At 73.3% G+C, this 12,617-nt stretch carries 13 protein-coding genes; 6 read left to right on the top strand and 7 right to left on the bottom strand.

Annotated elements, in window-relative coordinates:
* Positions 1-84: 84 nt before the first annotated feature.
* The gene (locus E6R62_RS07310; protein WP_136212464.1) at positions 85-1,068 is read left to right on the top strand and encodes an NAD-dependent epimerase/dehydratase family protein; all 984 of its coding nucleotides are present in this window, start codon (positions 85-87) and stop codon (positions 1,066-1,068) included.
* On the opposite strand, the gene E6R62_RS07305 is transcribed toward E6R62_RS07310, so the two are convergent.
* Genes E6R62_RS07305 through E6R62_RS07295 form a run of 3 tightly spaced genes read right to left on the bottom strand, consistent with a single transcriptional unit; the run spans position 1,054 to position 3,919 of the window.
* Positions 1,054-2,493, bottom strand: a complete 1,440-nt coding sequence (locus tag E6R62_RS07305) for a lipase maturation factor family protein (RefSeq protein WP_136212463.1) — start codon at positions 2,491-2,493, stop codon at positions 1,054-1,056. The genes E6R62_RS07310 and E6R62_RS07305 overlap by 15 nt on opposite strands.
* Positions 2,494-2,504: 11 nt before the next feature.
* On the bottom strand, positions 2,505-3,047 hold the full coding sequence (locus tag E6R62_RS07300; protein ID WP_136212462.1) for a DUF1990 family protein: 543 nt from the start codon (positions 3,045-3,047) through the stop codon (positions 2,505-2,507).
* On the bottom strand, positions 3,044-3,919 hold the full coding sequence (locus E6R62_RS07295; RefSeq protein WP_136212461.1) for a YndJ family protein: 876 nt from the start codon (positions 3,917-3,919) through the stop codon (positions 3,044-3,046). Before E6R62_RS07295 ends, E6R62_RS07300 begins: the two co-directional genes overlap by 4 nt.
* Before the next feature lie 185 nt (positions 3,920-4,104).
* Between E6R62_RS07295 and E6R62_RS07290 the strand changes: the two genes are divergently transcribed.
* The 3 genes from E6R62_RS07290 to E6R62_RS07280 all read left to right on the top strand — a co-directional run bounded on the left by E6R62_RS07290 (position 4,105) and on the right by E6R62_RS07280 (position 8,404).
* Positions 4,105-5,382, top strand: coding sequence for a DUF6777 domain-containing protein (locus E6R62_RS07290; protein WP_206308673.1), 1,278 nt, complete (start codon positions 4,105-4,107; stop codon positions 5,380-5,382).
* Positions 5,383-5,389: 7 nt separating this feature from the next.
* Positions 5,390-7,453, top strand: a complete 2,064-nt coding sequence (locus tag E6R62_RS07285) for a SpoIIE family protein phosphatase (RefSeq protein WP_240801526.1) — start codon at positions 5,390-5,392, stop codon at positions 7,451-7,453.
* A 90-nt stretch (positions 7,454-7,543) separates the two neighbouring features.
* Positions 7,544-8,404: an Fpg/Nei family DNA glycosylase gene (locus E6R62_RS07280; protein WP_136212460.1), complete on the top strand. Its 861-nt coding sequence runs from the start codon at positions 7,544-7,546 to the stop codon at positions 8,402-8,404.
* Here the strand turns inward: E6R62_RS07280 and E6R62_RS07275 are convergent.
* Positions 8,397-8,696: a hypothetical protein gene (locus tag E6R62_RS07275; RefSeq protein ID WP_136212503.1), complete on the bottom strand. Its 300-nt coding sequence runs from the start codon at positions 8,694-8,696 to the stop codon at positions 8,397-8,399. The two genes, E6R62_RS07280 and E6R62_RS07275, sit on opposite strands and share 8 nt — an antisense overlap.
* Positions 8,697-8,844: 148 nt before the next feature.
* On the opposite strand from E6R62_RS07275, the gene E6R62_RS07270 reads away from it, so the two are divergent.
* Complete coding sequence (locus E6R62_RS07270; RefSeq protein ID WP_136212459.1) at positions 8,845-9,246, top strand: hypothetical protein; 402 nt, start codon at positions 8,845-8,847, stop codon at positions 9,244-9,246.
* Positions 9,247-9,261: 15 nt separating this feature from the next.
* On the opposite strand, the gene E6R62_RS07265 is transcribed toward E6R62_RS07270, so the two are convergent.
* Positions 9,262-9,726, bottom strand: a complete 465-nt coding sequence (locus tag E6R62_RS07265) for a hypothetical protein (protein WP_168713999.1) — start codon at positions 9,724-9,726, stop codon at positions 9,262-9,264.
* A 270-nt stretch (positions 9,727-9,996) separates the two neighbouring features.
* Positions 9,997-10,530 carry a sigma-70 family RNA polymerase sigma factor gene (locus tag E6R62_RS07260; RefSeq protein WP_136212457.1) on the bottom strand — a complete coding sequence of 178 codons (534 nt, stop codon included), beginning with the start codon at positions 10,528-10,530 and terminating at the stop codon, positions 9,997-9,999.
* Between the two features lie 348 nt (positions 10,531-10,878).
* Between E6R62_RS07260 and E6R62_RS07255 the strand changes: the two genes are divergently transcribed.
* On the top strand, positions 10,879-12,084 hold the full coding sequence (locus E6R62_RS07255; RefSeq protein WP_136212456.1) for a CapA family protein: 1,206 nt from the start codon (positions 10,879-10,881) through the stop codon (positions 12,082-12,084).
* A gap of 67 nt (positions 12,085-12,151) precedes the next feature.
* Here the strand turns inward: E6R62_RS07255 and E6R62_RS07250 are convergent, their stop codons facing one another.
* Complete coding sequence (locus tag E6R62_RS07250; RefSeq protein WP_136212455.1) at positions 12,152-12,613, bottom strand: universal stress protein; 462 nt, start codon at positions 12,611-12,613, stop codon at positions 12,152-12,154.
* Between the last annotated feature and the right edge of the window lie 4 nt (positions 12,614-12,617).

The following is a 12,617-nucleotide window of genomic DNA, read 5'->3' as shown; positions in this document are numbered from 1 at the left end:
TCCCGCGCGGTGTACGCCCTGGGCGTCATCGCTGAGGGCGATCAAGGGTTCCGGGCACCGGCCCGGGCGGGCAGGCTGACCGGCATGAGACTGCTGATGCTGGGCGGCACCGAATTCGTCGGACGCGCGATCACCGAAGAAGCCGTGGACCTGGGCTGGGACGTCACCGTCTTCCACCGGGGACACCACCCGCCCCCGCCAGGCACCTCCGCCGTCCACGGAGACCGCACCGCGCCGGACGGCCTGGCCGCGCTCGCCGAGGGGGAGTGGGACCTCGTCGTCGACACCTGGGGCGGTGCCCCCACCGTCGTGCGCGACAGCGCCCGACTGCTCGCGGACCGGGCCGGACGGTACGCGTACGTCTCCAGTCGCTCGGTGTACGCCTACCCGGGCCCGGTGGGCCTGGGCGAGGACGCCCCGCTCGTCGCGGGCTCGCCCGACGCGGACGCCACCGCCTACGCCGAGGACAAGCGGGGCGGTGAGCTCGCCGTCGTCGACGCGTTCGGCGAGCGCGCCCTGCTGGTGCGCGCCGGGCTGATCCTCGGCCCGTACGAGAATGTCGGCCGATTGCCCTATTGGTTGAACCGTGCGGCCCGGGGCGGCCCGATGGCAGCCCCGGGCCCGCGTGACCTCCCGATCCAGTACATCGACGTCCGCGACCTCGCGCGTTGGACCCTGACGGCCGCACGCGCCGGGCACGGCGGCGCGTTCGACCTGGTCTCGCCGTCCGGGCACGCCACGACGGCCCGTCTCCTGGAGGCCTGCACGGCCGTCACCGGAGGCGGGGCGGACCTCCGCTGGATCGACCCCGCGGCGATCGAGGCCGCAGGCGTCCGGCCGTGGACCGAGTTGCCCGTCTGGCTCCCGCCCGGCGAACTGCACGACCACATGTTCAAGGCCGATGTCACCAAGGCCCTGGCCGCGGGCCTGGAGTGCCGGCCCGTCGAGGAGACCGTGGCGGACACCTGGGCCTGGCTCCGGACCCTCGGCGGCGTCGCCCCGCAGCGCCCCGACAGGCCGTCGAACGGGGTCTCGCCCGAACAGGAGGCGGCGCTACTCGGGCTCTGACCAGGCCGCTTCGGCCAGACGCGTGGGCGGCAGGTACTCGCGGAGCAGCCTGCGGTGCCACCAGGCGCCGGTCTCCCGCAGCTCGCGCCAGGTCGTGAACCGGTAGCGGTACAGCCTCGCCCGCACGTACACCGGTGGTGCGTCCGGGAAGGGGTTGTGGCGCAGCAGGCGCAGCGTGTCCCGGTCGTTCGCCAGCAGCCGCTCCACGAACGGGCCGAACCAGTCCCGCGCGTAGGCCGGGGAGAGCGCCGCGAACCACATCAGCCAGTCCAGCCGCAGATGGTAGGGGGCGAACTGGCGGGGGAGCCGGCGCGGATCACCCGGTTTGCCCTTGAAACCGTACTCGCGCCAGTCGCCGTCCGACCGGGGTACCCGCTCGGCGGTTCCCTCCACCACCACCTCGTCGCGTATCCGGCCCACCGTGCCGAACGCCCCGTAGGTGTTGACCAGGTGCAGGGAGTCGAAGGAGCGGTTCATCACCTGGCGCCGCGAGAGCATGTTCGCCACCGGGTGCCGGCTGAGGACGAGCACCAGCGCGGTCACCGCGCACACCAGGACCACGTACCAGAGGGGCGCCGGGCGGAAGGCCGCGGCCGGGGGCGGCCCCGTGAGTCCCGTGAAGTCGACGGCGGACAGGGCGGGTGCGATCGTGACCCAGTTCAGCCAGGCGAAGTTCCCCGACAGCACCAGCCACAGCTGCGTCGCGACGATGATCCCGGCGGCGTACGAGGCCACCGGCTGAGGGGTGAACAGCAGTACCGGGACGACCAGTTGGGTCACGTGGTTCGCGGCGCACTCCACCCGGTGCAGCGGCTTCGGCAGGTGGTGGAAGAACCAACTCAGCGGCCCCGGCATCGGCTGGGTCTCGTGGTGGTGGTAGAGGCAGGTCAGCTTGCGCCAGCAGGCGTCGCCCCGCATCTTGATCAGCCCGGCGCCGAACTCCACGCGGAACACGACCCAGCGCAGCAGCCACAGCACCAGCACCGGTGGTCCCGTCCGGGCGTTGCCGAGGAAGACCGCGAGGAACCCCACTTCCAGCAGGAGCGACTCCCAGCCGAAGGAGTACCAGGTCTGCCCCACGTTCACGATCGACAGGTAGAGCAGCCACAGCACGGCCCACATCGCCATCGCCGCGCCCAGCGGCACGACGTCCCCGGCCCCCGCCGCCAGCGCCGCGGCCAGCGCCGCGCCGGCCCAGGCGCAGCAGGCGAAGAGCCGGTCGTCGTAGCGCCATTGGAACAGGCTCGGGGCGCGGCGGAACGGGACGTAGCGTACGTATCGCGGCACGGGGAGCATGCCCTGCTCCCCGATCAGGGCGCGGAACTGGAGGGCCGCGGCGGTGAAGGCGCAGAGGTAGACGCCGGCCAGGGTCCGCTGGAAGACCAGCCGACCCAACCAGTAGCCGGGCGCCGTGAACCAGTCCATCCCCTCCAGTATCAGGCGCCGGGTGCCGCGGTTGCCAGCCTGCGCAGGGTGCGGCCGAGCAGGCGGGCGTAAGCGAGCTGGAGGAAGGGGACCAGGGGGCCGCCCAGGCGGGTGTACCAGCGTGCGGGGCGGCTGAAGGCGGTCACCTCGAACCACACGGTGCCGTCGGGCTCCATGAGCACCATGAAGGACTCCTCGCCGGATTCCGGGTGGCCCGCCAGGGTCCCGTACGCGAAGCCGATGCGGGTGGTCTCGTAGGCGGTCCGCACGACCAGGCAGCGGGCGTCGACGCGCAGGGGGCCGAAGCCGATCCCGACCGTCACCCGCGCGCCGGGCCGGACGGCGCCCGTCTCCGCGCCCACGCGCATGCCCGAGGCGCGGTGGGCGTCGAAGGTCGTCAGCGCCGTCCCGGCGGCCTCGAAGACGTCCCTGCCGTGTCCGATCCGGGTCCGGTGGTGGAGGTGGTTGTATCCGGCGGGGAGCGGGCGGTGCTCCGTCGCGCCCCTCTCGGGGTAGCTGAGGGTGTCGCGGCCGGTGCTGAGGAGTCGGGTCATCGGGTCATCTCCTGTCGGTCCATGGTGAGCCGGCGCCATGCGCACAGCGAGCAGAGGGCGAAGCCGAGCGCGTTCCCGAGGCCGTGCGTCGCGGCCGTCCAGGTCAGGGTGGGGTGGGTGATCCCGGTGGCCTCGCCGGTCGCCCACCACAGGGCGAGCAGCATCGTGACCACCAGGACGCCGGCCGAGGTGGCGAGGAGCGCGCGGGTGGCGCGGTCGCGGGCGCCCGGGCGGATCGCGCGCCAGGTGGTCAAGGCCACCGCCCACATCCCGGTGGTCGGTACCACGGCCCCCACCAGCTCGGCCGGATCGCCGATGAAGTAGCCGACGAGGACGAGCAGCGTCCGGGTGGGGACGCTGTACGCGGCCCGGCGGGCCGACGCGCCCGTCCCGGGCCCGCTCCCCCCGTCGGACCCGGCCGCCCGGCACACCAGGCCGGCGACCAGGGCGGCGGTGAAGCCGGCGAAGTGGAAGTGCGGGACGGTCAGTGCGAGGACGTCGAGGTCGAAGCCGAAGAGCCGGTACCCGGCGCGCTCCGCGACGAGGGCGGTACCGGCGACGGCCGGGGACACCAGCGCGGTGAGCACGGCGACCTCGACGGGGGCGGGCAACGGGCCGCCGGTCCGCCGCGTGCCCCGCGGCCGCAGGGGCACGGCCCCGGCGGCCAGGGCCCAGGTGGCGGTCGCGTAGAGCACCGCGAGCGCCGTGGCCGGCGCGCCGCGGGGCAGCCACAGGCACAGTGCCCCGGGGGTGGCGAGCAGGGGCCAGAGCCGGGCGGTGCGGCGGTACCGGGTCGGGTCGATCAGGCGCAGGCCGGTGGTGACGACGTGGAGCATGCCCAGGGTGACGATCAGGTTCACGAGTACCGTCACTGCCACTCCCGCGGTCCGATGCGCCGAACGGTCTTGAACGCGTTCAAGTCGTGGTCGTGACCCTACGCGGTTCCTTGAACATGTTCAAGAAGTGGCGGGTGCTCCGGTCGCGGGCCTCCGGTTGCGGGCCGGGCGGGGATACGGCAGACAAGGAGGAAGCAACCGGGGCGAACAGGGAGATTCTCTTGAGCGACGAGCACGCACCGACATCCCGTCAGGCGCCGCGCCGTCACGCACCGGTCCGGACGCCGCTCTTCACGGCCATCGGCCTGCTCGGGTTGCTCGCGACCGCCTGCGGGGGTTCCGAGAAGCCCGTGAGCACCCCCGGCCCGGAGGTCCAGGAGATCCACCTCCAACCCGTGGGCTCCGCGGGACCCGACCCCTTCACCACATCCACCGCCACCGGTGAATCGGCCCCCGCCCAGCCCCCGCTTCCCAACCAGAGCGGCCAGGGCATCCGCACCGTCAACGCCGCGACGCCCGGTCTGTATGGCGGCATCCAGCGGCTCGGAAGCTGCGACGTGGAACACCAGTCGAGCCTCCTGACCGCCGACAACGCCAAGGCGAACGCCTTCGCCGAGGCCTCCGGCGTCGCCCAGGACAAGATCGGGGACTTCCTGCGCGACCTCACGCCGGTGGTCCTGCGCGCCGACACCCGGGTCACCGGCCACGGCTTCCAAGACGGCCGGGCCGGCGCCTTCCAGGCCGTGCTCCAGGCCGGGACGGCCGTCCTCGTCGACGGCCACGGCATGCCGCGCGTGCGCTGCGGCTCCGGCCACCCCCTCTCCCCGCCGCGCGCCCCCAAGGGGAACCCGGTGATCAAGGGCGATCCGTGGAACGGCTACCAGGCCAACCAGGTCATCGTCATCGAGCCCACCGTCCAGCAACTGGACCACCTCGTGCTCGTCAACCTCGCCGACAACACCTGGCTGGAGCGCAAGACCGGCGACGACGGCGCCCAGGACACGACGCCGAAGGGGATGCCGCCCTACGACCCGGCCGAAACCATCCCGAGCGGCCCCCTCACCTCCGACGGCCCGGCCGCCCCGACCGGCCCGGGCGATCCCGCCGAGCCGGCAGGGCCGAAGCCACCGTCCGGGCAGAACCGGCCGGTCGAACCGGCCCAACCCGCCCGGCCCCAGCCCAAGCGGCCGTCGGCGCCGCCCTCCGACGCCCCCACCCCGATCCCCCCGGACCTGCCCAACGGACCCGCGCAGGACGTCCCCCGGGACCTCCCGCAGGACCTGCCGCAGGACCTGCCGCCGGACGGCACCTTCGACCTCCCGCCCGACCGGTACCCCGCCGCGCCGCCCGGGGACCCCGGACTGCCGACGGGACCCGACGGAGCGACGCCGGAGCAGGCGGACCCGTACGGATACGACCCCTCCGCGCCCTACGACCCGTACCCCCTGCCGGACACCCCGCAGTCCGTCGGCCCCGCCCCCTCCATGGAGAGCGCCTGACCCGCCGGTGTGTCATGGTGGACCGGTGCCGACCGCCGTATCGCTGCCGGACGACTGGCCCGCGCACCCGGACCGGTCGCTCTCGCTGAACCGGATGGGCAGTTTTGACTGGGACCTGCTCACCGGTCTCATGCACATGGACGTCGCGGCCCTCGAAGTGTTCGACACGAGCGCCGCCGAGTACGACGGCCGCCCCGAGTCCCTCGCCTCCCGCGTACCGCCCGCCGAGGCGACCCGGCTCGACGCGCTCGTCTCCAGCGCCCTCAAGAGCGGCGTGGACAGCTACGGCGCCTACTTCCGCATCCGCTGCCGGGACGGCACGCTCCGCTGGACCCACACCCAGGGCCGGGTGATGCGCGACCCGGACGGGCGCCCGTACCGGATCATCGGGATCGTCCGGGACGCGACCGAGGAGCTCGGCCACTCGGCGGAACGCCTCGGTCTGGACGAGGAACGTCGTCGTCAGACCTCCGTGGTCGAAAGCACCACCGCCGCCCTCGCGCACGCCCGTACCGTCAAGGACGTCATCGACGCGCTCGGGGACGCGCACGGCCTGGAGCGGCTCGGCTCGATGGGCATGGTCATGGGACTGGTCGAGGCCGGCCGCATCCACCTGGTGGCCGAAGGCCCGGAAGGCAGTTTCGTCCCCGGCACCCGATACACCCGCATCGACGAGCAGTACCCGATGAGCGAGGTCGTCCGCTCGCTCCAGCCCCGCTTCCTGGACTCCGCGAAGGAGTTCGCCGAGGGCTACCCCGACCTCTGGGCGAAGATCTCCGAGATGGACATCTCGGCCGCCGCCTACCTGCCCCTGATCGCCCAGGCCCGCCCGATCGGCGCCATCGGCCTGCTCTACCAGGACAAGGACGGCTTCACGCAGGAGGAACGCAACCTGCTCGTCGCCCTCGGCAGCAGCATCGCGCAGAGCCTGCAACGGGCCATGCTGCTGGAACAGGAACACGACCTCGCCGAAGGCCTCCAGCAGGCGATGCTGCCGCGCCGCATCCCGTCCGTCCCCGGCGCGGACATCGCGGTCCGCTACCGGTCGGCGCGCATGGGCCGGGACATCGGCGGCGACTGGTACGACGTCATCCCGCTGCCGGGCGGTCGCGTCGGGGCCGTCATCGGCGACGTCCAGGGCCACGACACGCACGCCGCCGCCGTGATGGGCCAGCTGCGCATCGTGCTGCGCGCGTACGCCACCGAAGGGCACTCGCCCGCCACCGTCATGGCGCGGGCGTCGGTGTTCCTGCACGAGCTCGACACCGACCGCTTCGCGACCTGCGCCTACGTGGAGGCCGACCTCGCGACCGGCGTGCTGCAACTGGTACGGGCCGGGCACATCGACCCGCTGCTGCGCACCCGCGACGGGGACTGCCGCCGGCTCACGACGGAGGGCGGCATGCCGCTGGGGCTCTCGGCGGAGTTCGGCCGGCTGGAGTACGCGGTCACCACGATGGAACTGGGCCCCGGGGAAACGCTTCTGCTCTGCACGGACGGACTGGTCGAGCAGCCCGGCACCGACCTCGACCAGGGGATCGGGCACCTGACGGAACTGATCCGAAGCGGCCCGGCGGACCTCCAAAAGCTCGCGGACCAACTGTGCGGGGTCATCGACGAGCGCGGCGGCGACGACGACATGGCGCTGCTGTTGCTGCGCCGCCAGGTGCCCGACGCGCCACAGGGCGGCGGCCGGCTCCAACTGCACGTCGCCCCGGCGGACCCGGAAGCCCTGGTCGCGGCCCGGCACATGATCGGCGCGGCCGTGCGCGCCTGGGGGGCGCGGGAGCGGGCCGACGAGATCGAGCTGGTCGCCGACGAACTGATCGTCAACGCCCTCATGCACACGGACGGCCCGGCCATCGTGACGCTCCGGGTCCTACCCGGACCCCGGGGCCGGCTCCGCGTGGAGGTCGAGGACCGCTCCAGCGCCCTGCCCCGCCGCCGCGAGGCGGGGGAATCGGGCGTCTCGGGCCGCGGCCTGATGCTGGTGGACCGGCTGGCGGACGTCTGGGGCGTGGCCCCCAGGGGCGGTGGCAAGTGCGTGTGGTGCGAGTTCGCGCTGACCTGAGCCCGCGCGGGACGGGGCGAAGGCCCCGGCAGGTCCGGCCCTGCCGTCCCACGGCTCGCGTCACGCCCGGCGCTCCGGCACGCTGGGAGCATGCCGGAGCTGCCCGAAGTCGAGGCCCTGAGGGAGTTCCTCGACGAGCACCTGACCGGGCGGGTGGTCGAGCGCGTCCTCCCGCTCGCGGTCAGCGTGCTCAAGACGTACGAGCCGCCGCTCACCGCCCTCGAAGGGCAGGTGGCGGGGCCCACCACCCGGTACGGGAAGTTCCTCGCCCTGCGGATCGGCGAACTCCACCTCGTGACCCACCTGGCGCGGGCCGGCTGGCTGCGCTGGCAGGACACTCTCCCGGCGGCACCGCCGCGCCCCGGCAAGGGGCCGCTGGCGCTGCGCGTCGCTCTGGAGGGCGGCGGGGGCTTCGATCTCACGGAGGCGGGCACCCAGAAGCGGCTCGCGGTGTACGTCGTCCGCGACCCCCAAGAGGTCCCCGGCATCGCCCGGCTCGGGCCCGACCCGCTCGCCGACGGCTTCGACCGTGCCGCCTTCGCCGCCCTGCTGGCGGGGGAGCGGCGGCAGATCAAGGGCGTGCTGCGCGACCAGAGCGTCATCGCCGGCATCGGGAACGCCTACAGCGACGAGATCCTGCACGCCGCGAAGGTGTCGCCGTTCAAGCTGGCCGCCTCCTTCGACGACGACCAGGTGACGCACCTCTACGACGCCGTCCGGGACACCCTGCGCTCGGCCGTCGAGCGGGCCCACGGGGTGGCGGCGGGGCGGCTCAAGGCGGAGAAGAAGAGCGGGCTTCGGGTCCACGGCCGGGCGGGGGAGCCGTGCCCGGTCTGCGGGGACACCGTCCGTTCGGTGTCCTTCGCCGACTCCTCCCTGGAGTACTGCCCGACCTGCCAGACCGGCGGCAAACCGCTCGCGGACCGACGGCTCTCCCGCCTCCTCAAGTAGGCCCGGGCCGGGCGGGCGAAAGCTCCCGCCGGGCCCTGTCCCAGACCCGCTCGAACTCCGCCGCCGTCAGCGGTTGCGGCGCGTGGCCCTCCCATTGGGAGACCGGCGACTCGGCGGTGAACCCGTACCGCGCGTCGTCGTCGGTGTCCCGCGCGGCGGCGAGGGGCCGGAGCCCGGGGCCTTGGAGCTCGACCTGCCGGACCACCCACCCGTCGGAGTCGACCTCGAAGTAGAACCAGGTGTCTTCCTCGTCCCAATGGCAGCGGAACCACGGGCCGCACCCCTGCGTCACCTCGCGGCCGCCCTCGCCGCAGGTGGGGGCGATCCCTCGTGGCTCGGTGTTCACGGGCCCCAAGCTACAGGCGGCGGGCGTTTCGGGCCGGGTCCGCGGCGGTGGTGTGCCTGCTCCGAGTGGCGGTGGGCGCGTAGACTGCGGCGCCATGGCCGAGGAGCAGCGGGGGGTGCGGCGGGAGGTCGTCACCGGCGAGCCCCGGGGGTCGCGGCGCAGGGCGCCCGCGCACACCCCAGCCCGGTCGGAGATCTCCGAGCAGACCAGCGTCGGCGCCACCTACGTCCGGGCCCTGATGCGCAGTCAGCTCCGGGCGGCGCTGTGGGCGCTGGCCGTGCTCGCCCTGGTGGTCGGCGCGCTGCCGTTGGCGTTCCTGGTGCCCGGGGTCGTGTCCGGCCCGCTGGTGTGGCTGGCGCTGGGCCTGCTCGTGTACCCGGTGATGTGGCTCATCGCCCGCTGGTACGTGACCCGGGCCGAGCGCAACGAGGCGGACTTCACCGGTCTGGTCACGGACCCGGCCGAGGCGCCCGGGTCCCGCGTCGCGGACGCCTGAGCCCTGTCACCGCCGTCAGAACAGATGCATCGCCAAATGACCGAGCGGCAGCCCGAGTTGCCACGCCGGCGTCCAGACGCGGACGTTCTCGTCCAGGCCTGTCGGCGTGCCCGCGTGGCCGTGCCGTCCCGGGTCGAGGTTCGTCGCGAACAGCTCCGTGCGGTCCAGCCAGCGCCAGGCGGCCCGCGCCAGTTCGAGGTCGGGGTCCTCCTCGCGCCCCTCTTCCCGGGCCTCTTCACCGAGTTGGAGGAAGCGTGTCTCCACCCAGTCGCGCCAGGGGTGCCCGTAGGCCGTGAGCGACAGCCACTCGTCGAGCTGGGAGACCACCCGGATCCCGGAGAGCTCACCCGCCGCGTCCGAGAGGTAGATCGTCAGCGCGAGCGTGTCCCGGCCGGCCCGGAACTCCAGTGTGCCGACGGGGATCAGCCGACCCGTACGCAGCAGTTCGTCGGCGATGTACTCCGCGTAGAGCCACGCCATGGGCACCGCCAGCCCACCGCCGCCACCGTCACTGGTGCCGTTCGTACCCTCGGGCCGCACCGTTCCACCTTCTCCCGCGTGTCGAGCTTCCCGTCGTCAGCCCCGAGCCTTCACCGACGGCCTCGCGGAGCGGAGGATGTTTACTCAACTTGACCGTTCCGATACCGGTTTTGACACGGATCGTGTCCGGTCCGTATCACTTCGAGGCGTTTCCGGGGCCGGGTGGCGGTGGGCCGCCCCGGCTCTTCCCCGCTCCGACTTGACGGTACCTCAGGCGCCGAGTCCGTACCCCTGGAGGCCTTTGCGCAGGGCGCGCAGGGCGTAGTGCGTACGGGACTTGACGGTCCCGGCCGGAATGCCGAGTTCTGCTGCGGCCTCGGCCACCGAGCGGTCCCGGAAGTAGACCTGCATCAGCACCTCGCGGTGCTCCTGCCCCAGGCTGCCCACGGCCCGTCTGACGTCGATCGCGGTCACCGAGCCGGCCACCGCGTCCTCCGGCGAGGGCGCCTGTTCCAGGCCGTCCGGGTCCACCTCCTGGGGTCGGGACAGGCGCGCCCGGCGGGCGTCGATCGCGAGGCGGCGGGCGACGGTGAACAACCACGGCCGCATGGACTCGTGCCCGCTGTCGAGCACCTCCGGATGCTGCCAGACCCGTACGAGGGTCTCCTGGACGAGGTCTTCGGCCCGCTGCGCGTCCCCCGCCGTCAGGCCGATCAGGAAACCGAACAGCGCCCGTCCGTGCTCGCGCTGCAGTTCGGCCAGTGCCTCGGGGTCCGTGCGCAGGAGGGTGGAGGAGGGCGGCACGAGTGGCTCCTTCCGCTGTTCGCCGGGTCTGCCGCGGACCACAAGGGTCCGATGCACTCACCCTGACCTGCACGGGGCCGTCCGGGAACCGTCCGGTGCACCCGTTGCGCCCAAGCACCCCGGTCCTCCGGTGGGCGGCCGCGCCGCACGGTGAACGGTCGAACGGCGCGGCGAACGGCCGTGGGGGTGAACCGCGGCGGTTGGGGCGGCGCCGGTCCTTGACTTGCGACTCCTTCTTCTGTGAATTCAGCTCATCGGATAGTCGTATAAATCATCCTGAATCTGGGCACCGGCACGCCCCAGGCGTCCCGGGTATCCCGGATGTCCCTCCGAGCGGAGCCGGTACAGATGACCCAGCGCACCCGCCAGGCCCTCGCCCTCGTGTCGGCCCTCCTTCTGTCCGCCTCGGCCGCCGCCTGTTCCGCCACCGGGAAGTCCGCCCCCGGGCGCATGGCGGGCGGTCACGGCACCGGGACCTCCATCGGCGGCTCCCCGGCCGCCCCGGGCGGCGCCAAGGGCTTCACCCTGGTCGCGAGCGGCGACGTACTGCCGCACACCTCGATCATCCGGCAGGGCGCCACCGACGCCGGGGGCGAAGGCTACGACTTCCGGCCCATGTTCGCCGGGGTCAAAGCGGTGGTCTCCGCGGCCGACCTCGCCCTGTGCCACATGGAGACCGTCTACGGCGAGGAGGGCGGCCCCTTCACCGGCTACCCCGCCTTCAAGTCCCCGCCCGAGATCGCCGACGCGCTGAAGGCGACCGGCTACGACGGCTGCTCCACCGCCTCCAACCACACCCTGGACGACGGCGCCGACGGGGTGCGGCGCACCCTCGACGCCTTCGACAAGGCCGGCCTCAAGCACGCCGGTTCCGCCCGCACGGCGGCCGAGGCGGCCACCGTCACCTCCTACCGGGCGGGCTCCGCCAAGGTCGCGCACCTCGCGTACACGTACGACACGAACGGCTACCCGATGCCCGAGGGGCAGCCCTGGGCCGTCAACCTGATGAAGCGGGAGAAGATCGTCGCGGACGCGCGGGCCGCCCGGAAAGCGGGCGCGGACGTGGTCCTCGTCAGCGTGCACTGGGGCACCGAGTGGCAGACGGAGCCGGACGAGACCCAGCTGTCGCTGGGCAAGGCCCTGACCGCCTCGCGGACGGCGGGGCGCCCCGACATCGATCTCGTCCTCGGCACACACGCCCACATCCCCCAGGCATACGAGAAGGTCAACGGGACCTGGGTCGTCTACGGCATGGGCGACCAGGTGGCGGGCGAGATGTTCAACGACAGCGGCGAGCGGGACGCGCGCGGCAACTACGGGTCCATCGGCCGTTTCACCTTCGCCCCGCCGGCCGCCGCGGGACAGCGCTGGCGGGTCACCAAGGCCGAATTCATCCCGCAGATGACGGACGAGTCGCCCTGGAGGGTCGTCAACCTCCCCGACGCCCTCGCCAAGCACCCCGACCACGACGACTGGGAAACCGCCAAGGACGCCATCGGCGAAGCGGTCCTCGGCCGCGGCGCGGCGAAGGACGGCCTCACGATGGGCAGGTAGCCCGCGCCCGCGCCGCATCGCCCGCCCTCGGCGCGTTACGGCACCGCCCCGTCGGGGCTCGCGCCCGTTACGGCACCACCGTGACGGGCCACCGGCCCGCCTTGACCAGCCTGACCGCCACCGAGCCGACGATGCGGTGCCCGGCCCGCTCGGACGTCCCGACCACCACCGCGTCCGCCTTCAGCTCCTCCGCCGCGCTCACCAGACCCGCGTAGGGGTCGCCCCGGAAGGTGTGGAACTCCCAGCGGACCTCGAAGATGCCCCTCAGGCGCTCGGCCGCCGCGTGGATCTCCGCGACGAGACCCTCCGCGATCTCCCCCGTCGTGTCCGCCACCGGCGCCCCGAGCGAAGCCCCGGCCGTCATCAACGGCTGTACGTACACCAGTGCCAGCAGCGCGTTCTGCCGCCTCGCCAGCCCCGCCGCGTAAGCCGCGGCCCGCAGCGAGGAGTCCGAACCGTCGACCCCGGCCACGATCACCTTCGGACCGTCCGTACCACGTTCGAATCCCGTACCCACGTGCTCCGTCACGCCC

The organism is Streptomyces sp. A1136, from assembly GCF_004795055.1.
Taxonomy (GTDB): Bacteria; Actinomycetota; Actinomycetes; order Streptomycetales; family Streptomycetaceae; genus Streptomyces.
Note: the sequence above shows the minus strand (reverse complement) of the source record. Positions and strands in the feature narration are given on the sequence as shown.